Origin of the sequence: Micromonospora sp. NPDC050784 (assembly GCF_044456765.1) — a bacterium.
Lineage (GTDB): Bacteria > Actinomycetota > Actinomycetes > Mycobacteriales > Micromonosporaceae > Micromonospora > Micromonospora foliorum.
On sequence record NZ_JBITGG010000023.1, the window covers coordinates 89457 to 112347 of the forward strand.

The 22891-nt window shown below is 72.5% G+C and carries 26 protein-coding genes; 17 read left to right on the forward strand and 9 right to left on the reverse strand.

Annotated features, from left to right (window positions below; all coding sequences use genetic code 11):
* The first annotated feature begins 3 nt into the window (after positions 1–3).
* Positions 4–1389: a type VII secretion protein EccB gene (eccB, locus tag ACIBD9_RS26725; RefSeq protein WP_396721804.1), complete on the forward strand. Its 1386-nt coding sequence runs from the start codon at positions 4–6 to the stop codon at positions 1387–1389.
* A 143-nt stretch (positions 1390–1532) separates the two neighbouring features.
* On the opposite strand, the gene ACIBD9_RS26730 is transcribed toward eccB, so the two are convergent.
* Genes ACIBD9_RS26730 through ACIBD9_RS26745 form a run of 4 tightly spaced genes read right to left on the reverse strand, consistent with a single transcriptional unit; the run spans position 1533 to position 5406 of the window.
* Positions 1533–2138 (reverse strand): class I SAM-dependent methyltransferase, encoded by a 606-nt coding sequence (locus ACIBD9_RS26730; protein WP_396721806.1) that lies wholly within the window; start codon positions 2136–2138, stop codon positions 1533–1535.
* Positions 2139–2192: 54 nt separating this feature from the next.
* Positions 2193–3059 (reverse strand): carbohydrate ABC transporter permease, encoded by an 867-nt coding sequence (locus ACIBD9_RS26735; protein ID WP_091406739.1) that lies wholly within the window; start codon positions 3057–3059, stop codon positions 2193–2195.
* Entirely contained in the window at positions 3059–4015 is a 957-nt protein-coding gene (locus tag ACIBD9_RS26740) for a carbohydrate ABC transporter permease (protein ID WP_396721808.1), read from the reverse strand. Before ACIBD9_RS26740 ends, ACIBD9_RS26735 begins: the two co-directional genes overlap by 1 nt.
* On the reverse strand, positions 4012–5406 hold the full coding sequence (locus tag ACIBD9_RS26745; protein WP_396721809.1) for an ABC transporter substrate-binding protein: 1395 nt from the start codon (positions 5404–5406) through the stop codon (positions 4012–4014). Before ACIBD9_RS26745 ends, ACIBD9_RS26740 begins: the two co-directional genes overlap by 4 nt.
* Positions 5407–5522: 116 nt before the next feature.
* On the opposite strand from ACIBD9_RS26745, the gene ACIBD9_RS26750 reads away from it, so the two are divergent.
* From ACIBD9_RS26750 to ACIBD9_RS26770, 5 genes are all read left to right on the forward strand, one after another.
* Positions 5523–6560 (forward strand): zinc-binding alcohol dehydrogenase, encoded by a 1038-nt coding sequence (locus ACIBD9_RS26750; RefSeq protein WP_396721811.1) that lies wholly within the window; start codon positions 5523–5525, stop codon positions 6558–6560.
* Positions 6561–7382, forward strand: coding sequence for a TIM barrel protein (locus ACIBD9_RS26755; protein WP_396721813.1), 822 nt, complete (start codon positions 6561–6563; stop codon positions 7380–7382).
* A gap of 122 nt (positions 7383–7504) precedes the next feature.
* Positions 7505–8800 carry an MGH1-like glycoside hydrolase domain-containing protein gene (locus ACIBD9_RS26760; protein WP_396721851.1) on the forward strand — a complete coding sequence of 432 codons (1296 nt, stop codon included), beginning with the start codon at positions 7505–7507 and terminating at the stop codon, positions 8798–8800.
* 51 nt (positions 8801–8851) lie between these two features.
* Positions 8852–9250, forward strand: a complete 399-nt coding sequence (locus ACIBD9_RS26765; protein WP_396721814.1) for an NUDIX domain-containing protein — start codon at positions 8852–8854, stop codon at positions 9248–9250.
* A gap of 40 nt (positions 9251–9290) precedes the next feature.
* Positions 9291–9761, forward strand: a complete 471-nt coding sequence (locus ACIBD9_RS26770; RefSeq protein ID WP_396721816.1) for a DUF2267 domain-containing protein — start codon at positions 9291–9293, stop codon at positions 9759–9761.
* A 27-nt stretch (positions 9762–9788) separates the two neighbouring features.
* On the opposite strand, the gene ACIBD9_RS26775 is transcribed toward ACIBD9_RS26770, so the two are convergent.
* Together ACIBD9_RS26775 and ACIBD9_RS26780 are read right to left on the reverse strand one after the other, a co-directional pair.
* The gene (locus ACIBD9_RS26775) at positions 9789–11015 is read right to left on the reverse strand and encodes a hypothetical protein (RefSeq protein ID WP_396721817.1); all 1227 of its coding nucleotides are present in this window, start codon (positions 11013–11015) and stop codon (positions 9789–9791) included.
* Positions 11016–11041: 26 nt separating this feature from the next.
* Positions 11042–11557 (reverse strand): NUDIX hydrolase, encoded by a 516-nt coding sequence (locus ACIBD9_RS26780; protein ID WP_396721819.1) that lies wholly within the window; start codon positions 11555–11557, stop codon positions 11042–11044.
* 50 nt (positions 11558–11607) lie between these two features.
* On the opposite strand from ACIBD9_RS26780, the gene ACIBD9_RS26785 reads away from it, so the two are divergent.
* Complete coding sequence (locus ACIBD9_RS26785) at positions 11608–12099, forward strand: type II toxin-antitoxin system PemK/MazF family toxin (protein ID WP_030336385.1); 492 nt, start codon at positions 11608–11610, stop codon at positions 12097–12099.
* Positions 12100–12161: 62 nt separating this feature from the next.
* Here ACIBD9_RS26785 and ACIBD9_RS26790 read toward each other — a convergent pair whose 3' ends face one another.
* Positions 12162–12806 carry a flavodoxin family protein gene (locus ACIBD9_RS26790; RefSeq protein WP_396721821.1) on the reverse strand — a complete coding sequence of 215 codons (645 nt, stop codon included), beginning with the start codon at positions 12804–12806 and terminating at the stop codon, positions 12162–12164.
* A 162-nt stretch (positions 12807–12968) separates the two neighbouring features.
* Here ACIBD9_RS26790 and ACIBD9_RS26795 point away from each other — a divergent pair, with 162 nt between their 5' ends.
* The 4 genes from ACIBD9_RS26795 to rox all read left to right on the forward strand — a co-directional run bounded on the left by ACIBD9_RS26795 (position 12969) and on the right by rox (position 16442).
* Positions 12969–13313 carry an ArsR/SmtB family transcription factor gene (locus tag ACIBD9_RS26795; protein ID WP_396721822.1) on the forward strand — a complete coding sequence of 115 codons (345 nt, stop codon included), beginning with the start codon at positions 12969–12971 and terminating at the stop codon, positions 13311–13313.
* Positions 13297–13770, forward strand: a complete 474-nt coding sequence (locus ACIBD9_RS26800; protein ID WP_396721823.1) for an SRPBCC family protein — start codon at positions 13297–13299, stop codon at positions 13768–13770. Before ACIBD9_RS26795 ends, ACIBD9_RS26800 begins: the two co-directional genes overlap by 17 nt.
* A 60-nt stretch (positions 13771–13830) precedes the next feature.
* Positions 13831–14853 carry a phosphotransferase enzyme family protein gene (locus ACIBD9_RS26805; protein WP_396721825.1) on the forward strand — a complete coding sequence of 341 codons (1023 nt, stop codon included), beginning with the start codon at positions 13831–13833 and terminating at the stop codon, positions 14851–14853.
* Between the two features lie 161 nt (positions 14854–15014).
* On the forward strand, positions 15015–16442 hold the full coding sequence (gene rox, locus ACIBD9_RS26810) for a rifampin monooxygenase (RefSeq protein ID WP_396721826.1): 1428 nt from the start codon (positions 15015–15017) through the stop codon (positions 16440–16442).
* A gap of 4 nt (positions 16443–16446) precedes the next feature.
* Here the strand turns inward: rox and ACIBD9_RS26815 are convergent, their stop codons facing one another.
* Entirely contained in the window at positions 16447–17097 is a 651-nt protein-coding gene (locus ACIBD9_RS26815; protein WP_387170290.1) for a GGDEF domain-containing protein, read from the reverse strand.
* Positions 17098–17361: 264 nt separating this feature from the next.
* Here ACIBD9_RS26815 and ACIBD9_RS26820 point away from each other — a divergent pair, with 264 nt between their 5' ends.
* The 6 genes from ACIBD9_RS26820 (at position 17362) to ACIBD9_RS26845 (ending at position 22328) form a co-directional block, all read left to right on the forward strand.
* Complete coding sequence (locus ACIBD9_RS26820) at positions 17362–17601, forward strand: DUF397 domain-containing protein (protein ID WP_091406718.1); 240 nt, start codon at positions 17362–17364, stop codon at positions 17599–17601.
* Between the two features lie 146 nt (positions 17602–17747).
* The gene (locus tag ACIBD9_RS26825; RefSeq protein ID WP_396721853.1) at positions 17748–18629 is read left to right on the forward strand and encodes a helix-turn-helix domain-containing protein; all 882 of its coding nucleotides are present in this window, start codon (positions 17748–17750) and stop codon (positions 18627–18629) included.
* Between the two features lie 194 nt (positions 18630–18823).
* Positions 18824–19888, forward strand: a complete 1065-nt coding sequence (locus ACIBD9_RS26830; protein ID WP_396721829.1) for a LacI family DNA-binding transcriptional regulator — start codon at positions 18824–18826, stop codon at positions 19886–19888.
* 2 nt (positions 19889–19890) lie between these two features.
* On the forward strand, positions 19891–20094 hold the full coding sequence (locus ACIBD9_RS26835; RefSeq protein ID WP_387170283.1) for a hypothetical protein: 204 nt from the start codon (positions 19891–19893) through the stop codon (positions 20092–20094).
* 110 nt (positions 20095–20204) lie between these two features.
* A complete protein-coding gene (locus ACIBD9_RS26840) occupies positions 20205–21653 on the forward strand; it encodes a serine/threonine-protein kinase (RefSeq protein WP_396721830.1) in 1449 nt (482 codons plus the stop codon).
* A 33-nt stretch (positions 21654–21686) separates the two neighbouring features.
* Positions 21687–22328, forward strand: a complete 642-nt coding sequence (locus tag ACIBD9_RS26845; protein WP_396721832.1) for a histidine phosphatase family protein — start codon at positions 21687–21689, stop codon at positions 22326–22328.
* A gap of 34 nt (positions 22329–22362) precedes the next feature.
* Here ACIBD9_RS26845 and ACIBD9_RS26850 read toward each other — a convergent pair whose 3' ends face one another.
* Complete coding sequence (locus ACIBD9_RS26850; RefSeq protein ID WP_396721834.1) at positions 22363–22863, reverse strand: DinB family protein; 501 nt, start codon at positions 22861–22863, stop codon at positions 22363–22365.
* Positions 22864–22891 lie beyond the last annotated feature (28 nt).

A 22891-nucleotide genomic window follows, 5' to 3' on the forward strand; every position in this document is an offset into this window, starting at 1 on the left:
CTCATGCCGTCGCGGCAGGACCAGCTGCACTCCTACCAGTTCAGCGTCCAGCGGGCAGTCGCCGCCCTGGTCATGCGGGAGACCGACCCCGCGCAGTCGCCGTTTCGACGGCTGGCCGGAGCCGGCCTGGCCAGCGTCCTGGTGGCGGCCATCGGGCTCGGTGGTTTCGCCCTCTACGGCCTGTTCGCCGGCGGCGGCAAGGGGTGGCGCGACCCCGGCGCGGTGATCGTGGAGAAGGAGTCCGGGGCCCGGTTCGTCTACCGCGAGCAGAAGCTGCACCCGGTGCTCAACTACGCCTCGGCGCTGCTCATCGTCGGCGCGGACCGGTCGAAGACCGTGCTGGTGTCCCGACGCACGATCGACGGGGTGCCGCGCGGGCTGCCGTTGGGCATCGCCGACGCACCCGACTCACTGCCCGCCCCAGGCCGGCTGGCCACCACGGCGTGGACGGTCTGCTCGACGGTCCCGGCCGGTGCGGGCGTCGAGGCGCCCCGCTCCGCGCTGCTGATCGGCACCGAGCCCGAGGGCGGCCGGCCGCTGGGCGACGACGCGCTGCTGCTGCGCCACCCCGACGGTGGGCTGCACCTGGTCTGGCACCAGCACCGCTACCTCGTCCGTGATCCCAGCAGGGTGCTGGCGGCGCTCGCCACCACCCGGGCCCAGGCGGTTCCGGTGGCGCCGGCACTGCTCAACTCGTTGCCCGCCGGGCCCGACCTCGCCCCGCTCGACCTGCCCGCGCTGGGCCGGCCCGCCACCCGGGTGCCGGGTGCCGCGATCGGCACGGTCTACCTGGTGAGCAACTCCGGTGGCGGCCGGCAGTACGCGGTGGCGCTCGACGCCGGTCTGGCCGGCATCACCGAGTTGCAGGCGGGGCTGTTGCTGGCCCGCACCGGGCAGGTCGAGCCGGTGCCGATGACGTTGGGCCGGTTCGCCGCGCTGCCCACGGTGCCCGATCTCGCCCCGACCGGTCCGAACGCCCCGCCACCGACCCCGCCCCGGCTCGCGGCCGGCGACGGCGGAGCGCTCTGCACCCGCATCGGCGACGACGGCGGGGTTGGCGAGGTGCGCTGGGGCGTACCGCTGCGGGACCTGACGGCCGTGCCCCGCACCGCGCCGACCGGCGGCGCGGTGCTGGCCGACCACGTGGTGGTGGAGCCGGGCCGCGGGGCGGTGGTCGAGGCCGCGGCGGCGCCGGGCGCGACCGGCGGCGCGGTCTCCGTCGTCACCGACCTGGGCCGACGGTACGTGCTGGCCGACCGGGAGGTGCTCCCGATGCTCGGCTACCGCGACGTGCGGCCGGTACGGCTGCCGGCCGGGTTGGTCAGCCTGGTGCCCGCCGGCGCGACCCTCGACCCGGCCGCGGCGCGCGCCGTCGCCGCCCCAGACTGACCACCCAAAGCCCTCGGCCGCCTGCGAGCCGGCCGGCCGGCCCGGCGGTGATCAAGAGGTTTGCGTCAGAATGTGGCGCGGGACTGACGCAAACCTCTGGATCACCGGGAAGCTGGGCGCGGCCGGCGCGCGGCAGGCGGTGGTCAGTCGGCTGGGCGGCGCAGGACGGTGACCGCGAACGGGGCGTCGTCGCGCCACGGGCGCAGGTCCCAGGTGGCGAAGCGCTGCTCCACGCGCAGCCCGGCGGCCACCGCGTCGGCGTCGAACGCGGTCAGCGGGTAGCCGCGCTCGGTGCCGAAGCCCACGGTCAGCACGCCATCGGGGCGCAGGTGCGCGGCCACCCGGCGCAGCACCTCCGGCTCGGTGCCGACGGCGACGAAGGCGAGCACGTTGCCGGCCAGCACCGCCGCGTCGAACGGCTCCGCCTCGCCCAGCGCCGGTAGGTCCAGCTCGGCGAGGTCGGCGACCAGCCACGTCGGGCCGGGATAGTCGACGCGGGCGGCATCCACCAGCGCGGGGTCGGCGTCCACCCCGACCACCGTGTGCCCCCGCTCGGCCAGCGCGGCACCGACCCGGCCGGTGCCGCTGCCGGCGTCGAGGATCCGGGAGCCCGGCGCGACGAGGGCGTCCACCAGTCGGGCCTCGCCGGCCAGGTCCGCGCCCTCGGCCACGAGCTTGCGGAAACGGTCGATATACCACTGCGAGTGCTCGGGGCCGGTGTCGGTCGCCCAGCGGGTCGGGTTGGCCATGAGGCCACCGTATCCGGGCCGGTGAGGACCCGGCGGGCGACCCGGACGAGACGGTCAGCCCTTCTCCGCGCCGCTGGTCAGCCCCTCGGTGAGCAGCCGCTCGCTGGCGAAGAAGAGGATCACGATGGGCAGGGTGAGCACGACCGACCCGGCCATCAGCACCGTCTTGGGGACCTCCACCCCGTCGGCCAGCAGGGACAACCCGAGCGACACCGTCCATCGGTTGGGTTTGTCGACCAGGAACAGCAGGGCGAAGAGGAACTCGTTCCAGGCGATCATGAAGTCGTAGAGCGCGACCGCCATGATCGACGGCATGGCCAGGGGCAGGCTCACACGGCGGATGATGCCGAGCCGACCGGCGCCGTCGATGGCGGCGGACTCCTCCAGACTGACCGGGATGGTCTCGAAGTAGTTCTTCAGCATGTAGACCGACACCGGCAACGTCTGTGAGATGTAGACCAGCACCAGACCGAACAGCGAGCCGCGCAGCCCGGCCCGGGTGAACACCACGAACAGCGGGATCGCGATGACGATCGACGGGAACAGGTAGACCGCCAGGAACAGGAAGTCCACCTGCCGCCGGCCGAAGAACCGCAGCCGGGCCACCGCGTACGCGCCGGGGATCGCGACCAGCAGGGTGAGCACGGTCGCCGCGACGGCGACCAGCCCGCTGTTGCGGATGAAGGTGAGGAAACCCTGGCCACCGTCGTCGGTGGCCTTGAGCACCTCGGCGTACGTGGCGACGGTCAGCTCACCGAAGCCGACCACCAGCGCGCCCGGGTCGAGCAACAGCCGCTCGATGGGGCGCACCGAGAGCACCAGCATGTAGTAGAAGGGGAAGACGGTGATCACCAGGAACACGGCGATCACCAGGCGGCGCAGCCAACGCAGGCTCACCGTCTCGACCACGTCCCGGTCCATCAGCCCACCCTCCGTCCGAAGAAGCGCAGATAGATCAGTACGAACACGATGAGCACCACGGCCAGCACGACCGCCTGCGCGGCAGCGGCACCGATGTCGGTACGCGCGGTGAGGAACTCGTACACCCGGACGCTGACCACCTCGGTGCCGGCCGCACCACCGGTGAGCAGGTAGACGTCGTCGAACTTGTTGAATGTCATGATGAAGCGCAGCACGGCCAGCAGGGCGATCACCGGCAGCAGTTGCGGCAGCAGGATGTGCCGGAACCGCTGGGTGGGGGTGGCGCCGTCCACGCGGGCGGCCTCCTCCAACTCGCCGGGCACCGCCTGCAGCCGGGCCAGCAGGAACAGGAACGCGAACGGGAAGTACCGCCACGCCTCGAAGACGATCACCGTGGCCAGCGCGGTCGACTCCTGGGTGAGGAACGGCACCGGGGCGTCCCAGCCGAGCAGGCGTTGCCCCCACGCGTTGACGATGCCGAGCTGCGGGTCGAGCATCACCTGCCAGACGAACGTCACCGCGACCACCGGTGCCACGTACGGCAGCAGCATGGAGGCCCGGACCAGGGTGCGGCCCCGGAACGGCCGGCGGACGACCAGGGCGGCCACCAGACCGAGCAGGATCGACCCGACGGTGCCGCCGATGCTGTAGATCAGCGTGACCCACAGCGTCTCGGCGAAGCCCGGGGTGTGCAGCACCCGGTCGATGTTGTCCATGGTGAACTCGCCGAACAGGCCGGTCTTGCGCAGCGTGGCGAGCCGGACGCGCTGGAAGGCGAGCACCAGGGTCCACACGATCGGGATGCCGATGACCGCGATGGTGACGAGCAGGGTCGGTGCGACAAGCGCGAGCCCGGCCCGGGATTCGCGGCGGCGCAGGGTCAACGGTCGGCGCCGGGGTGGCGCCGGCCGCTCCCGGGTGGGGGAGCGGCCGGGGCCGGGCGCGGTGGTGGTCAATTGACGCCCGCCTTGATGGCGTCGACGTCCTTCTTGGCGCGGTTGGCGGTGGCCGCCGCGTCGGACTTGCCGGAGACGAGGTCGCCCAGCACCTTGGGCACCGGCAACTCGCCGAGCATCGCGCCGACCAGCTTGCCCTGCCCCTGACTGAGACCCCACCGCCCGAAGGTGTCCGGGCTGCGGCGAAGGGTGGCCAGCACCTCGTCGCCGTACACGTCGCTGAGGGGCTTCTTGGCGTCCACGCCCGCCTGGCTGGTGTTCCAGGCGGTCAGGTACGCCTCCGGCTCGGCGGGGGTGCCCTTGCGCACCGGGAAGCGGCCCTCCGGGGACATGCCGAACCAGCGCGGGTAACCGTCACTGAGCATGTACTCCACGAAGGACTTCGCCGGGTCGGCCGCCGCGCCGTCCAGCACGGCCCAGGAGCTGATCTCGCCGTACTGGGCCGGCTCGGTGCCGTTCGGGCCCTTGATCGCGGTGACGAACCCGCTGTTCTTGGCGAGGAACGCCGGGTCGGCCTGGCACTGGGGGCAGGTCGGCTTGGCGTCATTGCGCAGCCCGGCCAGCTCGTCGAGGATGAACGGCGACCAGATCACCATGGCCGCCTTGCCGGCGAAGTAGGTGGCCCGGGTGGTGTCCACGTCCTGCGCGCCCTTCACCGAGCTGGTGCGGATCAGGTCACCGTAGAAGCGGAACGCCTCGACGCACTGGGGTGAGTCCAGGGTCACCTTCCCCGAGTCGTCGGTGAGCTGGCAGCCGTTGGCCAGCGCCAGGTGCTCGAAGGTCTGCTGGGTGAACACGTCGCTGGGGGCGGTCGCCGCGGTGATGCCGGCGACGCCGCCGGTGTTCAGCCGCGCCGCGGCGGCGGTGATCCGCTCGTACGTGTCGGGGGTGGGCAGGCCGGCCGCGGCGAACAGGTCCTTGCGGTAGACGAGCAACTGCCCCCACCCGTCGCTGGGCACGGAGAGCTGTTTGCCGTCGTCGGCGGTGAGCTCCAGTGCCCGGGGCGAGAACGTCTGCTTGCCCAGCTTGTCGACGACCTCCGCGTTCGCCGAGGCGTGCAGCAGCTCGTTGCCGGCGAGCGTACGGATGCCAGCGAGGGAGACCGACCCGACCACGTCGGGCAGGTCGCCGGCGGCGGCGTTGGCGGCGATCAGGGAGGGGAACTGGTCCTCGTTGACGGTCACGAGGTCGACCTGGATCCCGGTCTTGGCGGTGAAGTCGGCGATGATCGCCTTGGTGGCGGTGACCCGGTCGGCCACGTCCTCCAGGCTCCAAACGGTGATCTTTTTGCTGTTGCTGTCTGATTGGTCGTCCCCGCAGGCCAGCAGGGTGGACGCTGCCAGTGTCATGATCAGGGTGGTGGCGAGTATCCGCCTCGGAGGTGCTGACATCGGTGGCACTCCTCTCGAAGGGTACATGCCGGATTCAACACCTTCGATTGATCAATAACAAGACATATTGCGATTTTGTGTCTATCCTGGAGCCCAGTGCTACCGGGATGTGACACATGGGCAACTGGGTGGTCTCTCTCGCCGGGCCTCGACGCATCAGCCTCGAGCCCTGCCCGCCGGATCCGCTCGGCCCCGGCCAGGTCCGAGTCCGCACCTGCTACTCGGGCATCTCCGCCGGCACCGAGCTGACCCTCTACCGGGGCAGCAATCCCCGGCTCAGCAAGGACTGGGACGACGCCGCCCGGATGTTCGTCCCCCGCCACACCCCGGTGCCCTATCCGTTGATCGGCTTCGGCTACGAAGAGGTCGGTGAGGTCATCGAGGTCGCGCCGGAGGTCACCGACCGGCATCCGGGGCAGCTCGTCTGGGGCATCTGGGGGCACCGGGCCGAGGCCGTGCTCGCCGCCGACGCGGTCCGTGCGCTCCCCACCGGGCTGGACCCGCTCGCCGCGGTGTTCGCCCGACCCGGCGCCATCGCGCTGACCGCCGTGCTCGCCGGCGACCTGCACCTCGGCGACTGGGTCGGTGTCTTCGGGCAGGGCGTCATCGGGCTGCTCGCCACCCGGCTCGCCGTGCTCTCCGGGGCCCGGGTGGTGGCCGTCGACCCGGTGCCCGACCGGCTGGCACACGCCGCCGGATACGGCGCCCGATACACCGTGGACGCCACCGTCGCGTCCGCCGCCGCCGTGCTGCGCCAGGCCACCGACGGCCGGGGGGCCGACGTCTGCCTGGAGTTGTCCGGCGCCTACCCGGCGCTGCACGAGGCGATCCGCTCCACCACCCACGCCGGCCGGGTCGTGGCCGCCGGCTTCTACCAGGGCCAGGCCGACGCGCTCGGCCTCGGCGAGGAGTTCCACCACAACCGCATCCAGTTGGTGGCCGCCCAGGTCTCCGGCCCCACCCCCGCGCCGAGCATGGCCGGCCGGTGGACCGGAGACCGGGTCGCGCAGACCTTCATGGACCTGGTGGCCGACCGCAGCGTCGACCCGCTGCCGCTGGTCAGCCACATCGTCGACGCCAGCGCGGTCGCCGACGCCCTCGCGCTGCTCGACCGCGGCGCCGGTGACGTCCTCCAAGTCGTGCTGAGGTTCTAGATGACCACCATCGCGCTGGCCTGTCAGGAACAACTCCTGCCGGGCGCCAACCTGATCCAGAAGTACGCCCTCGCGGCCGCCCTCGGCTACCAGGGCATCGAGCTACGCGGCCGGGGCGACCTCGCGTTCGCCCGCCGGCTGCCCGAGCTGCGCCGGGCCCGCGCCGCCGGGGTGGTGATGCCCACCGTCTGCGTCGAGATGGACCACTTCATCGGCGACTTCGACCCGACCCGCTCCGCCGACGCCGTCCGCAACCTGCGCTCCCAGCTCTCGGTGATCGCCGAGCTGGGCGGCGTCGGGGTGATGACCCCGGCCGCCTGGGGGATGTTCTCCCGGCGACTGCCGCCGTTCGAGCCACCCCGCCCGCCGGCCGGCGACCGGCAGGTGCTCCTCGACGCCCTCGGCGAGCTGGGCGAACACGCCCAGGCCGAGGGGGTCACCCTCTTCCTGGAACCGCTCAACCGGTACGAGGACCACATGGTCAACCGTCTCGACGAGGCGGTGGCGCTCTGCGCCGCGCTCGGGTTGCCGTCGGTTCGGGTGGTCGCCGACACCTTCCATATGAACATCGAGGAGGACGACGTGCACCGCGCGTTGCGCGCCGCCGCGCCGTACCTCGGGCACGTGCAGGTCAGCGACTCCAACCGGTACCAGCCCGGCGCCGGGCACCTGGACTGGCCGGCGCTGGTGCGTACCCTGCTGGAGCTGGACTACCGGGGCTGGCTGGCCCTGGAGTGCCGGCTCCGCGGTGACCCGGTCCGGGCCCTGCAACAGGCGGCCACGGTGCTGCGACACGCGTTGCCCCGGCGGGCCGCCGCGTGACCGCCGGTGCTGGACAGACAGGCGTGGGCGCGCCCGCCGCTGCCGAGCCGACCAGCGTCGGCGTGCCCGCTGACGTCGGAGCGACGCGCGCCGACGCCGCCCGTACGGGTGGCCCGGCCGACGTGACCGGGCTGCGTCGACTCGCGGTCGACACGCTCGACGCCAACTGGGAGCACGACCACACGGTGCCCTCGCGCACCCTCTACCCGCACCAGTGGAGCTGGGACTCCGCGTTCATCGCGATCGGGCTGGCCCAGGTCCACCCCGACCGCGCCTGGCGGGAGCTGGCCAGCCTGTTCCGGGCACAGTGGGCCGACGGACGGGTGCCGCACATCGTGTTCAACCCGGCGCTGCGGGTCGGCGCGTACTTCCCGGGACCGGAGATGTGGCGCTCCGCCGACGTGCCGGGAACACCGGAGGTGGCCACCTCCGGCCTGGTCCAGCCGCCGGTGCACGCGCTCGCCGCGTTGCTGGCGTACCGGCGGGCGCCCGACCCCACCGGGCTGGCCGCGTTGCGCCGGCTCTATCCCGCGCTGGTCGCCCAACAGCGCTACCTGGCCGACCGGCGGGACGTAGCCGGTGACGGGCTGGTCTGCGTCGTGCACCCGTGGGAGTCCGGGTTGGACAACAGCCCGGCGTGGGACGAGCCGATGGCCGCGGTGCCGGCCGAGGCGGCCGTGATGCGGGCGTACCGTCGGCACGACACCACGCACGCCGACGCCGCGCACCGCCCAACGGACCTGGACTACGCGCGCTACCTGGCGATCGTCGCCGCCTACCGCGACCACGGCTACTCCGACCGCGACCTGGCCACCGGTCACCCGTTCCTGGTGGAGTGCCCGCTGTTCAACGCGGCGTCCGGGGCCGCCGAGCACGCCCTCGCCGAGATCGCCGCCCTCGTCGGCGACGACCCCGGGCCGCACCGGGCCCGCGCGGCCCGGATCACCGAGGCCCTCGTGCGCCGGTTGTACGACCCGGACACCGGCACGTTCCAGCCTCGTGACCTGCGCACGGACCGCCTGGTGGGTGCCCGTACCGTGCTCGGGTTGACCCCACTGATCCTGCCCGACCTGCCGACCCGGCAGGCCGACGCGCTGGTCGTCGAGGCCCGGTCGGCGCGCTTCGGGGTGGCCCGGCGGATGGACCGGCCGCTACCCACCTACGACCGCACCGCACCCGACTTCGAGCCGCTGCGCTACTGGCGGGGGCCGAGCTGGCTCAACATCGGCTGGCTGGTCCGGCGTGGGCTGCTCGCGCACGGGCACCCGGAGCTGGCCGCCGGGCTGCGCCGCTCGATGGTCGGCCTGGTCGCCGGGGCCGGCTGCCACGAGTACTTCCACCCGGACACCGGCGCCGGGCTGGGCTCACCGGCGTTCAGCTGGACCGCCGCGCTGCTACTCGACCTGCTGGCCGACTGAGCGCGGTGGTGGGTGGTAGCGTCCCCGGTCCCAGCGGCCGGAGGGAGCACCGTGCGCGAGATCGACAAGGTGGCCTGGGTTCTCGTCGAGGACGGTCGGGTGCTGAGCACCCGGTCGGTGGGCAAGGACGTCTGGTACCTGCCGGGTGGGAAGCGCGAGCCGGGCGAGACGGACCTGGAGACCCTGCGCCGGGAAATCGACGAGGAGTTGAGCGTCGAGGTGGACGTGCCCGGCGCCGTGCACCTGGGCACCTTCACCGCTCAGGCGCACGGCCACGCGGCCGGCATCACCGTGCGGATGACCTGCTACCGGGCCGACTATCAGGGGCAGCTGCGGCCGGCCAGCGAGATCGCCGAGATGGCCTGGCTCGGGTACGCGGACCGGCACCGCACCTCGCCGGTCGACCAGATCATCTTCGACCACCTGCTCGCCGAGGGTCTGCTGGCCTAGCAGCAGTTTGTCGTGGCCGGCCAGGGGTAACCGCCCGAGCGTGACCGACGGAGACGGGTTCCCGTACTTCATCGACGCGGTGTCCCAACGGTCCGGTCTGCCGGCCGAGCAGGCCGCCGTGCTCGCCCGCGCCGTGCTCCAGACGTTGGCCGAGCGGGTGACCGACGGGCCGCCCGTCGACCTCGTCGGGCACCTTCCGAACGAGGTCGACGGCTACCTGAGCGGTCCGGCCCCGGACGCCGCCGGAGCCGCCCCGGCCGGGGCCTTCGGCCCGGACACCGGCGCCGATGGGTTGACCAGCGGGGTGGGCCTGGAGGTCGGCGGTGCCGGCGCGACCCCGATGGACGCCGGCCCGACGGAGTTCCTTCGTCGGGTGGAACAGCGCGCCGGGGTGGACCCAGCCACCGCCCGGGCCGGAACCGGCGCCGTCTTCGCCACGTTGCGCACGGCGATGACGGTGCGGGAGTTCCGGGAAATGGTGGCGCGTCTGCCCCGCGACGGCGGGTTCTGACGGCTGCCTGATCCTCCGCGAGGTACCTCATGCCTCCGTGACGTCGTCGGGCTCGGCGACCCAGGCGGAGAAGACCGGCACCCCGTGCCAGGGACCGGTGGCACCGTCGGCCCGGGTGTCGGTGGCGACCGCCACCACGGCGTACGGGTGGCCGAAGCGCAGCTCGGCGGTACGGGCCACGCCCTCCGGTGGCAGGCTGGTCAGCCCGAACATGCCGGTCACCGCCGCCGCCTCGAAGCCGTAGCGGTCGAACCGGGCCACCGCCGTCTGCCGTGCCTCGAAGCTCTGCACCGGCAGCGCCATCGCCGTCGCCAGCGTGGCCGCCACCGCCGGAAAGCCGAGCGCCGGGGCGGTCAGGTCGTGGTCGCTCCGTGCCGACCAGCAGGGGAGGACGGCGTGGTGTCGCTCTTCGCGGCCGTCGCGCGCCCGGGTGCGTACCCGCTCCTCGCTCAGCGTCCACAGCGCAGTGTCGCCGAGCGGCAGGTCGAACAGCGAGCGGCTACCCGCCGGTTGCGCACCGTCGGCCGTGCCGGCGCTGAGGTCGTACGCGACGGCCAGCACCTCGGCCGGTGGCACCTGTGGCGCGGCGGCCACCGAGAGGACCACCAGCCCCGCGCCGTCGGTCGTCTGGGCCGGTGCGGCGTGCACGATCACGTCACCGACCCGCGCGGTGGACACGATGGCGCACCGGTGGCCCTGGCTGGGGCTGCGCAGCGTCCGCCGCAGGTGGCCGGCCCACGGGCTGCCAGCGCCGAGCGCGCGTGCGTCGGCGACGTCGAACGGGGTCGCCCAGGACACCCGGGTGGCCAACGCGCTGGCCAGGGCCAGCACCACGTCCGGCCCTACCCGCAGGGGAAACGTCTCGATCAGGCCGAGGGTGTGCTCGCGCGCCCAGTCGTCCAACCCGGCCTGATCGGGCAGGACGCCGACCTCGGTCGTGGTCGGCAACCCGGCCCGCCACGCCGCCGGCCCGCGGTCGCCCTGCCCCGACCGGTGCCAGAGCGCGGTGGCGGACCCGACCAGCGGGTGCGGCGCGTCCAGCAGCGCTCGGGCCACCTCGGCCGCGCTCGGCAGGTCGGTGCCCAGGGCGCGTGCCAGCTCCGTAGCGTTCGGATCGGGATCGGCCGCCGCGGTGGCAGCGACCGCGAGCAGCAGCCAGGCGCCGAGCGGGGAGGCGACGTGGTGCCGGTCGCCGGCCGTGGCGTGCAGCCGCGCGGCGTACGCGGAGAGCGGCCCGTGCAGATCGGTCCTCATGCCCCCACTCTGCCCGCCGGCACGGCTCACGACCACAGCTCGAACGGCTCGTCGATCTCCGTGCCGGCGAGGAAGGGGTTGATCAGCCGGGGGAGCTGTCCGGGGTAGAACCGTTCCCGACTGGTCTCCACCTCGGGCAACGGCCACCAGCGGAAGTCGAAGTAGTCCTCCCGCTCGTAGTCGAGCCGGTGCGCCTCGTCCACGTCCGGGCCGGTGCCGTCGAGTCGTACGGCGACGACGACCTCGTCCTGGACGTGCCGTACCTGGCGGTGCAGGAAGCTCGCCCGCCGCCGCCAGGTCGGCGCGCCCACCTGGTCGACGGTGACCACGATGCCGGTCTCCTCCCGCAGCTCCCGCACCGCCGTGTCGCGATAGGTCTCACCGGGGTCCATGCCGCCGCCCGGCAGCTCCCACCAGGTGCCCAGCCGGGGGTGGTCCGGGTCGCGGGTGTGGAACAGCAACACCCGGTCGGTGCCGTCGGTGACCACCACCCGCACCGCGCGTCGCTCCAGGATCGGTAGGTCGCGGGGCAGCTCGTCCATCGGGCCAGTCTGTCGTACCGCCCGCTTCGGCGGCGGGTAGGCTGCCCGCCGTGGCTGGTCTGTTGAGGAATGTCGCGGCGCGTATCTCCCGGGTCGGTGCGGTGATTCCGTCGCCCCGGCGTACCGGGCCGGCCCCCGCACAGGTGGCCCGCCGCCGTCAGGTGAGCGCGTTGCAGCGTCGGGAGCTGACCTACGCTCCGGAGCGCGACGGTCAGGCCGACCCGGGCGAGATCGTCTGGACGTGGGTGCCGTACGAGGACGACCCCCGCCAGGGCAAGGACCGGCCGGTGCTGGTCGTCGGGCGGCACAGCCGGACCCTGTTCGGGCTGATGCTGTCCAGCCAGAGCGAGCGGGATGGGCAGCGGCACTGGTTCGCGCTCGGGCCGGGTGAGTGGGACCGCGACAACCGGCCGAGCTGGGTCCGGCTGGATCGGGTGCTCACCATGCGCGAGGACAGCATCCGCCGGGAGGGTGCCGTGTTGGATCGGCCTCGGTTCGACCGGGTCGGGCAGGCGTTGCGCGCTGGCTACGGCTGGCGCTGACTCCGCGCCGGGCTGCCGCTGAACGTGGGGCAGCCCGACAGTGACCCACCTGGCGGTCGGTTCTACTCGCGGCTCGGGCCAACCGCGGCGCTCCGGGCGTCCGGCGGCGGGTACGGCTGGTCGGCGAGGAGCCGGGCCAGGTGTGCGCTGTTGAGTGCCAGGGCCTTCGTGGTGCGGCCGGTGGTGTCGGGCTTGGGGCCGGCGTCGCGGTAGTCCAGGGTGTGCAGTGCCTCGCCTACCCAGTAGGTCGCGGCGGCGGCGGCGATGGTGAACCCCACTTCGTTGAGTGCCTGCTGCACCTCGCCGATGGTGTGGTGGGCGCCATCCTCGTTGCCGACCACGGCGACACCGGCCACCTTGCCGTAGGTGCGGAGTCGGCCCTCGGCGTCGGTTTCGGACAACTCGGCGTCGAGGCGTTCGAGGACCATCTTGCAGACGCTCGACGGCTGACCGAGCCAGATCGGCGTGGCGATGATGAGCACCTGGGCTGCCATCAGCTTGGCGCGGATGGCTGGCCAGCCGTCGCCGTCGCCCTCGTCTGTGGACACCCCGAAGCGCACGTCGTGATCGACGACCCGGACCAGTTCGCCCTCCACGCCCTGCGCGGCCAATTCGGCGAGCACTTCCCGACCGAGCTGCTCGGCGCTCGACGGCGTTGGCGACGGCTTGAGGGTGCAGTTGAGTACGAGGGCGCGAATGGTCGCCACGTCGGTTCCTCTCGGCGGTCGTATTCGGGTACGGGTTCCCCCATACCCGCCTACGGCGTCCCAGAACGCCGCGGCCCGGTTCGGTCGGTGGAGGTTGACGCGGCCGCCGGGAGCTGTATATTCAACCGCAAGGTTGATTAACCTACTGGTTGAAAGAGGCAGATGGCCGAAGATTCACTCAGTGCCGTGTTCGCCGCGCTCGCTGATCCGACCAGACGGGCCATCCTGGCTCGGCTGGCAACCGGCGAGGCGACGGTCAACGAGCTGGCCGCGCCGTTCCCGATCAGCGTCCAGGCGATCTCCAAGCACCTCTCGGTGCTGGAGCGTGCCGGGCTGATCGTGCGGACCCGCGAGGCCCAGTGGCGTCGCTGCCGGCTCGACCCGGCGCCGCTCCGGACTCTCGCCGAGTGGGTCGATCAGTACCAGCGTCTCTGGAGCGACCGTTACGACGCCCTGGACGACTACCTACGCGACCTGAAGGAGACCCGCCATGAGCAAGCTCCCTGACCTGACGATCGACCTGCCGTCCGACCGGGAGATCACCCTCACCCGGACGTTCGACGCGCCCCGCGAGCTCGTCTACGCCGCGCACACCCAGGCCGAGCACCTCCGGCACTGGTGGGGGCGGGGCAACCCACTGGACGTCGAGATCGATTTTCGGGTGGGCGGTGGCTACCGGTACGTCGAGCACGCCACGGACGGCAACGACTACGCCTTCCGCGGTGAGTACCGGGAGATCGCCGCGCCCGAGCGGATCGTGCAGACCTTCGAGTTCGAGGGCATGCCCGGCCACGTGGCGGTGGAGACGTTGGTCTTCACCGAGCGGGACGGGCGCACCACCCTCACCAGCACCACGCGGTTCGACACCACGGGGGAGCGCGACGGGATGATCGACTCTGGCATGGCGCAGGGCGCCGCCGAGTCGTACGCCGCGCTGGACCGCCACCTCGCCACGCTGCGCTGAGCGCGGCGCGACCGGCAAAATCGCTGGGGTCGGTGGCCGGAACGCTGACATGGTGTCCGCATGGTGCAGGACGTCGCACGGCAGGTGGCCGAGCAGGTACGGACGGGCTTCGGCCTGCGGCTGTCCAGCATGGAACGAGTCACCCACGGGGCCGACCAGCACGCCCGGCTGTGGCTGGCCCAGGCCGCCGACGGTAATCGGTACGCGGTCAAGCTGAGCGGTGGTGGCACCCCCGCCGGCCTGGTTGTCACGGCGTACCTGGCCGAGCAAGGGGTCCCGGGGATCGCCGCGCCGCTGCGGGCCGTCGACGGACGGCTGTCCCTCGACCACCACGGTCGCCGCCTCTCGGTGGTGCCGTGGGTCTCCGACCAGCGGGCGCTCGACGGCCCGATGACCGGCGCGCACTGGCGCGCGTACGGCGAGGTGCTGGCCGCCGTGCACGCGGCGCCGGTGACCGACGAGCTGAGCCGGCTGCTACCGGCGGGCGGTGCCGCGTACCCGTCGATCGTGGGCGCGACCCGCGCGATGGCCGCGCGGCTGCGCGACCCGGACCCGGCCGACCTCGCGGACCCGCTGGTGGCGGAGCTGGCGGGGGTGTGGTCCGCGGTGGCCGACCGACTGGGGACCCTGACCCGTGAGGTCGAGCGCCGTGCCGTCGAGCAGCGCGACCGACGCGGCTCGAACGTCGTCTGCCACGGTGACCCGCACCTGGGCAACCTGCTACTCGGCGCGGACGGGCGGGTCTGGCTGATCGACTGGGACGACGCGGTGCTCGCCCCGCCCGAGTGCGACCTCATGTTCGTCCTCGGCGGGGTGCTCGCCTTCGCGCCGATCACCGCCGGGCAGCAGCGGGCCGTGCTCGCCGGCTACGGCACGGCCGACGTCGACGCTGTGCGCCTGGCGTGGTTCCTCACGGTCCGCGCGCTCGACGACCTCAGCGACTGGACCCGCCAGGCGGTGGACCTCGACGCCGAGGCGGCCGACCGGAGCCGGGCGGCGCGGATCGTGCGAGGGCTGGTGTCACCGGTGGGTCTGGTCACCCTCGCCGACGCGGCGTTGCGCGACCTTGACGGGCAGCGCTGAGCGACGACCACGTCGTCTACGTCGGACAAAAAGTAAGGCAAAGAGCGGATTCGCTCTCTGCCACTTCCAACATATATCGCACCGGGGGGCTTGCGGCAAGACCCCGGTGGTGCCGCAGAATCTCCAGCCGACGCCCAAATCTGGGAAAAACGGGGGATTCCATGATCGATGTCATCATTGCCGGCGGCGGACCGACCGGCTTGATGCTGGCCAGTGAGTTGCGGCTGCACGGGCTGCACCCGCTCGTGCTCGAGAAGGAGACCGAGCCGACCAGCTACGTCCGGGCGCTCGGCCTGCACGCACGCAGCATCGAGGTGATGGACCAGCGAGGTCTGCTGGAGCGGTTCCTCGCCGTCGGACAGCAGCACCCGGTCGGGGGCTTCTTCGCCGCGATTCCCAAGCCGTCGCCGGGCGGGCTGGACACCGCACACGCGTACGTCCTCGGCATCCCGCAGACCACCACCGACCGAATCCTGAGCGAGCACGCCAGCGAGGTCGGCGTCGAGATCCGGCGCGGCAGCGAACTCGTCGGCCTGAGCCAGGACGACCACGGGGTGACCGTGCGGCTGGCCGATGGCGCCCAGTTGCGGACGCGCTACCTCGTCGGCTGCGACGGCGGTCGCAGCGCCGTACGCGGGCTGCTCGGTGTCGGCTTTCCGGGCGAGCCCAGCAGCGTCGAGACGCTGCTGGGCGAGATGGAGGTGGGCGTGCCGCCGGAGACGGTGGCCGAGGTGGTGGCCGAGGTCCGCAAGACCCATCTCCGATTCGGTCTCGGGCCCCTCGGAAACGGGGTGTACCGCGTCCTCGTCCCGGCCGAGGGGGTGGTCGAGGACCGCACGGTCCCACCGACCATCGACGACTTCAGGAACCAACTGCGGGTGTACGCGGGCACCGACTTCGGTGTCCACTCACCGCGCTGGCTCTCCCGCTTCGGTGACGCCACGCGGCTGGCCGAGCGTTACCGGGTCGGCCGGGTGCTGCTGGCCGGCGACGCGGCGCACATCCACCCGCCGACCGGCGGGCAGGGGCTCAACCTCGGCATCCAGGACGCGTTCAACCTCGGCTGGAAACTGGCCGCCGACCTCAACGGCTGGGCCCCGGAGGGGCTACTGGACAGCTACCACAGCGAACGGCATCCGGTGGCCGCGGACGTGCTGAACAACACCCGGGCGCAGATGCTGCTGCTTTCACCCGAGCCGGGGCCGCGGTCGGTGCGCCAGCTGTTGTCGGAGCTGTTGGACTTCGAGGACGTCAACCGGTACCTGATCGAGAAGATCACCGCGATCGGGGTTCGCTACGACTTCGGCCCGGGCCACGACATGCTCGGACGCCACATGCGTGACGTACGGCTGAAGCGGGGGCGCCTCTACGAGCTGATGCACGGCGGCCGTGGCCTGCTGCTCGACCAGACCGGCCAGCTCTCGGTCGCCGGCTGGGCGGAGCGGGTCGACCACGTCGTCGACGTCAGCGAGGAGTTGGAGGTGCCCGCCGTGCTGCTGCGGCCCGACGGTCACGTGGCGTGGGTCGGCGACGACCAGACCGACCTGCTCAGCCAGCTGTCCAGGTGGTTCGGCGCGCCCGTCACCTGAACGGTCAGCGCTCCGCGAGGAACGCGCTGTCGACGAGTTGGCGGGGCGACCGGGCGCCGCCGAGGCTCTTCGCCTGGTACATGGCCGCGTCGGCGCGGCTGAGCGCGTCGGTGAGCTGGGCCGGACCGGTCACCGGGGCGAGCCCGACGGACGCGGTGACCCGGACGCTGCACCCGCTCAGCCGGATCGGCGCGGCGACGGTCTCGCTGAGCCTGCGGGTGGAGTGCTCGATCCAGCGCCGGTCGACGGTGGGGCTGGAGAGCAACCCGGCGAACTCGTCGCCGCCGAGACGGGCGACGAGGTTGTCCCCGGCGAAGCCGGCGAGCCGCTCGGCCACACTGATCAGCACCTGGTCGCCGGCGGCGTGCCCGTACCGGTCGTTGATCTGCTTGAAGTCGTCCAGATCGAGCACCACGGCGATCAACGGCTGACCGGCGGCGTCGGTGAGCAGGGCGGCTGCCAGGCGGTAGAAGGCGCGTCGATTGGGCAGCCCGGTGAGCGGGTCGTGACTGGCGGCGTGCCGTTCGGCGGCCAGCTCGGCCTGGAGGTGGCCGATCTCGGCCTCGGCGCGCACCGCCCGCCGGCGTAGTTGCCAGGAGGAGAGCAGCGCGCCCGCCGCGCAGACGCCGGAGGCGATACTCATCGGATCCGGCACGAACCCTCCCATCGCCGCGACCGCCTCCCGCCTTCGGTTGACGCGGCGCGCCGCGTCGGGCCCAGTTTTGCCTGATCGTTGCCCGTGTCGAGGTAACGCAAAGTGAACGGATGGGCACCGATCATGTGCGTTATCATGCTCGCCGTCGGATGCAGATGCAATAGCAGATGCACGTGCAGAACCGTCCAATGTCGATACCGCACCCCCTCGCCGTCACCGCTCCTCCCACGGCCACCGGCGGGCTCGTAACAGAAAGACGCCCCCATGCAGCAGCCACCCAATGGCGTACCGATCCACCAGTTGCCTCCGCTGAGCTGGCAGAAGAGTCGCCGCAGCAACCCCAGCGGCAACTGCGTCGAACTCGCCGAACTGCCCGAGGGAGCGGGCATCGCGGTCCGCAACTCACGGCACCCGGAGGGGCCGGCGCTGATCTACACGGTGGATGAGATCGCCGCCTTCGTTCTCGGTGCGCGGGACGGAGATTTCGACCACCTGATCAACTGACCGTCCGGGATGGTCGTCCCGGCGACGGGACTTATTCACCGGCGCGGAGGAGTTCATCTCACTGTCGGTCCATGGCATGCTTACACGTCGGCCGGGCCGGGGCGCCCGGCCGCCATGGGTTGGTGTCCGGAGGTCCGCACGTGACGATGGTTCCCGCCGAGGGCGGCCCGACAACCGGGCCGACCGTGCTGCGCATGCTGCTGGGCGCCCAACTGCGCCGCCTCCGGGAGTCCAGCGGGGTGACCCGGGAGGGCGCCGGCTGGGAGATCCGCTCCTCCGAGTCCAAGATAAGTCGGATGGAGCTGGGTCGGGTCGGCTTCAAGGAGCGCGACGTCGCCGACCTGTTGACCCTCTACGGCGTCACCGAGGAACACGAACGAGACGCGCTGCTCAAGCTCGCGCGGGACGCGAACAGCCCCGGCTGGTGGCACCGCTACGGCGACGTGCTGCCGTCCTGGTTCCAGTCGTACCTGGGCCTGGAGGCCGCCGCCGCGCTGATCCGCAGCTACGAGGTGCAGTTCGTGCCCGGCCTCCTGCAGACCCGGGAGTACGCCCGGGCGGTCGTGCTGCTCGGGCACGGCGCGGCCGGTCCGGGCGAGATCGACAGGCGCGTCGCGCTGCGGATGCAGCGTCAGCAGTTGCTCCAGCGGGAGAACCCGCCGCAGCTCTGGGCCGTGGTGGACGAGGCGGCGCTGCGCCGTCCCATCGGCGGCGCCGAGGTCATGCGCGGCCAACTCGCCGCGCTCATCGAGGCGACCAAGTCGCCGCACATCCGGCTCCAGGTCATCCCGTTCGCCGCCGGTGGCCACGCCGCCGCCGGGGGCGCCTTCACCATCCTGCGCTTCGGTGACCAGGAGCTTCCCGACATCGTCTACATCGAACAGCTCACCAGCGCCATCTACCTCGACAAGCGCGACGACCTGGATTACTACGCGGTGGCCATGGAGCGGCTCTGCGTCGAGGCCGAGCCGCCGGAGCGGACGGCGGAGATCCTCGGCCGCCTGCTGGACGAGCTCTACCCGGCCTGACGCTCGACCGCGACGGCCCTGGCGCGGTCGATGACCGTGGACCGTGGATGGTCGTCGGCGCAGTGGCTCGTCGGCCGCCCGCCCTGACCGTGCGGGCACTGTGCGCGGGGCTTCCCGCTTCGGTATTGACCGACGCCGACTCGTCGGGCTAATCTCTGTATCGATTCAGACTGGATCGATACAGAGAGGTGCCGGTGAAGCCAACACTGCAAGCCGTGGCCGACGCCGTCGGCGTCTCCCGCAGCACCGTGTCCAACGCCTACAGCCGCCCCGACCAGCTCTCCGCGACCCTGCGCGAGCGGATCCTGGACGCCGCCCGGCAACTCGGGTACCCCGGCCCCAACCCCACCGCGCGCTCGCTGCGCCGGGGCTTCGTCGGGTCGATCGGGGTGCTGTTCACCTCGCAACTGTCGTACGCCTTCACCGACCCGTTCGCGGTCCGCTTCCTCGCCGGCGTCGGCGCGGCGGCCGAACGGCACGGCACGAGCATGCTGCTGGTGCCGCTGCCGCCGGCGGTGACCGACGCCCGACAGGCGGTGGAGAACGCCGCCGTCGACGGGTTCTGCGTCTACTGCGTCGCCGACGAGGAGTGGGCGTTGGACGTGATCCGCCAACGCGGGCTGCCGTTCGTCAGCACCGCCGCCCGCGACGACGCCAGCGCCGACGAACGGTTCGTCGGCATCGACGAGCGAGCCGCCGCGCGCAGTGCCGCCGCGCACGTCGCCGGGCTCGGCCACCGTCGGGTGGCGCTGCTCGCCGACTCCGTGCTGCCCGACGCGCCGGCCGGCCCGCTCACCCTCGCCGGGGTCGACCAGGTGCCGCATCCGACCACCCGAGGTCGGCTCACCGGGTTCGCCGACGCCTTCGCCGAGGTCGGCGTCGGCTGGGCCGAGCTGACCCTGGTCAACGTCCCCGGCAACAGCCGCCCGGCGGCCGCCGCAGCCATCGCCGGGCTGTTCGACCAACCCGCACCGCCGACCGCCGTGCTGGCCGGCTCCGACGTCCTCGCGCTCGGTGTGCTGGACGCCCTGGCCGCCCGGCCGGAGCATGATCGTCCCACCGTCTCGGTGACCGGCTTCGACGACGTTCCCGAGGCCGCCGCGGCCGGCCTCACCACCGTCCGGCAACCGGCCGAGGAAAAGGGCCGGATCGCCGCCGAACTGCTGCTCGACCCGCCCGCGGACGCCGCGGCCGGTCACGTGTTGCTGCCCACCGCTCTCGTCGTCCGGGGCTCCACCGGACCTGTCCCGAGGAGTTGACCATGGAACTTCCCACCGGATACCTCACCGCGCTCGACGCCATGAACCGACACGTCAACTCGGCCCGACCGGACGCTCCGGTCCAGGTAGAACGCCCTCGCCGGGCCCTGCTCGCCCCGACCCGGCAGGCCACCGCCCTCGCGCTGCGCCGTCTCGCCGACCGCATCCAGCCGCGACCGCTGCCCAGCACCCCGCGCTGCTCCTGACCCGAACCAGCCTCATTCCGGTACGCACGGGACGAACGGTGTGGGGCTGGGCACGCAGAGTGGTCGAGTGCGGCGTTGCCAGGCAGACTGGTGGAGCCATGTCACCGCTCATGCCCACTCTCCGCCTCCACGACCGCTACGTACTGCACGAGCGGATCGGTCTCGGCGGCATGTCCGAGGTGTGGCGAGGCGACGACGAGGTGCTCGGGCGGCCGGTCGCGATCAAGGTGCTCGCCGGGCAGTTCGCCACCGACCCACAGCTGCGGGCCACCATCCAACGCGAGGCCCGCGCGGCCGCCCGGCTGACCCACCCACACGTGACCCAGGTGTACGACTACGCCGAGGCGACCCTGGCCGACGGCGTCGTGGTTCCGTACCTGGTGATGGAACTCGTCGACGGTCACAACCTGGCCGACCGGCTACGGACCGGGCCGCTGCCCTGGCCGGAGGCGGTCCGGGTGGCCGGGCAGATCGCCGCCGCGTTGGCCGCCGCGCACCGCATCGGCGTCGTGCACCGCGACGTCAAGCCGGGCAACGTCATGCTCACCGACACCGGCGCCAAGGTGCTCGACTTCGGCATCGCCGCGCTCGGTGGGCTCGACAGCCAGTCCGGCGAACCGCTGATGGGCACCCCCGCCTACTTCGCCCCGGAACGGCTGACCGCCGGCCCGCCCGACCCGGCGAGCGACGTGTACGCCCTCGGCGCGTTGCTGTACCGCACCCTCACCGGGCAGGCGCCACTGCCGGTGCAGAGCTGGGAGGACGCGCTGGAGGTGCACCGGCGGGGCACCCCGGTGCCGCCGCTGCGGGTGCCCGGCCTTCCCGCCGACATCGCCGAGCTGACCGTCGCCTGCCTGGCCGCCAACCCGGCCGACCGACCGAGCGCCGCGCACCTGGCCCGCCGCTTCGGCGCCGGTCAGCCGGTCGAGCCGCCCACCGAGCTGCTGCGCATCCGGCCGGTCGCCCACCCGCCCACCCTGATCGACCGGTCGGTGGTGGCCCGCCCCGTCCCGGTTGCCGCCGCGCCGGCCCGACGTCGATCGCGTCGGCCCCTCGCCGTGCTCGCCGCGGCCGTCCTCGCCGTGTTGATCGGCGTCGGCGCCCTGCTCGCGGAGGGTCCGCTCGGCAACCCGGGCACACCCGACCCGGCCGAGGTCGCCGACGCGCCCTCGACCTCCGCCGCCCCGGCGCCCGCACCCACGACGCACTCGCCGACGCCGGCCGCGCCGTCCTCGCCACCTTCCGCCGCCAGCACCACGCCCCCCACGGTCGGGCAGCAGGTACCGGTCAGCTTCCGGCAGGTGAGCAGCGAGTTCGCCGCCGTCCTCGCCAGCGCGGTGGCCCGCGGTGACGTCGACCGCAAGACCGCCGAAGACCTGCGTGACGACCTCGCCGACCTCAACCGCCGCAGCAGGGACCGCGCCAAGCGCGTCGCCGACCTGCGTGACGACATCGCCGAGCTGGTGCGGCGGGACCGCCTACCAGCGCAGACGGGCGCGAAACTGGACGCTCTGCTCACCCAGGCCGACACCTTCTCCACCGGCCGTACGGACGACTGATACCTCCGTCGATACCGCTGGCATGATGTCCCGATGCGGACACGTCTGATCTTCGTGCGACACGGCGAGTCGGTCCACCAGCTCGAAGGAATCGTCGGTGGGCCACGTGGCTGTCGGGGCCTCACCGCCCTCGGCCACGAGCAGGCACACAACCTGGCCAACCGACTCACCGGTGAGGTCGTCGCCGACGGGCCGGTGGCGGTCTACTCGTCCGTGCTGCGCAGGGCGGTCGAGACCGCGCAACCGATCGGCGCGGCGCTGGGCGTCCGGCCCGTGGCCGACTGCGGTCTCTGCACCTGGCACACACCCCCGTACGCCGACGGCCTGCCGACCGCACTCTTCCGCACCGACCACGCGGTGCCAGGTGGCGGCGTGTTCCGACCGTTCGAGGAGGGCAACGAGAGCTGGGCCGAACTGGTGGTCCGGGTCAGCCGCGCGATCATGGAGATCGCCCACCGGCACCGGGGCTCCACAGTGGTCCTGGTCGGCCACAGCGAGACCGTCGAGGGCGGGTTCCACGCCCTCGCCGCGCAGCCGGTCTTCCGGGCGTTCGACCTGGACGTACCCCCGGCCTCGATCACCGAATGGACCAGCGACCACGACCCCGGCGGTTGGCCGCCGGCCCGCTGGACGCTGCGTCGCTTCGCCGACACCGGCGGGTGGGCTAGAGCGTGAACCTGGCCATGCCGAGCGCGACCAGTCGGCGGTGCTAGTCGGCCGCCAGGATCTGCTCGCGCAGGATCTCGGCGTGCCCGCAGTGCTGGGCAAGCTCGCGCAGCACGTGCAGGTAGACCCAGCGCAGCGGCAGCGGGCCGCGTCGGTTGCCGCGCAGCACGTCGTCCAGGCCCAGCGACGCCGTCGCGCGGCGGGAGGCCTCGCACGCCTCGCGGTGCGCTCGCTGGATCGAGGCGATCGTGTCGCCGTCGTCGAGGATGAACGACTCGTCCGGCGTGGCGGGAATGCCGATCTCCGAGCGGGACCGACAGGTGACGGCCTCGTCGAACCAGACCTTCTCGACGAACGCGGCGTGCTTCACCAGACCCAGCAGCGTCGTCCGGGACGGCACCAACGACCGGCGCGCCTGCTCCTCGGTCAGCCCGTCCAGGTAGCCGTTGAGCGCTCTGCGGTGCTCGTCGATGAACGCCTCGAACTGCGTCTGGGCTGACTGGCCGACGACGTCATCGGCGAAGGTCCCCGGAAAGGTGGTCATTCCCGAAGCATTTCAAGGTCGTCGTCGG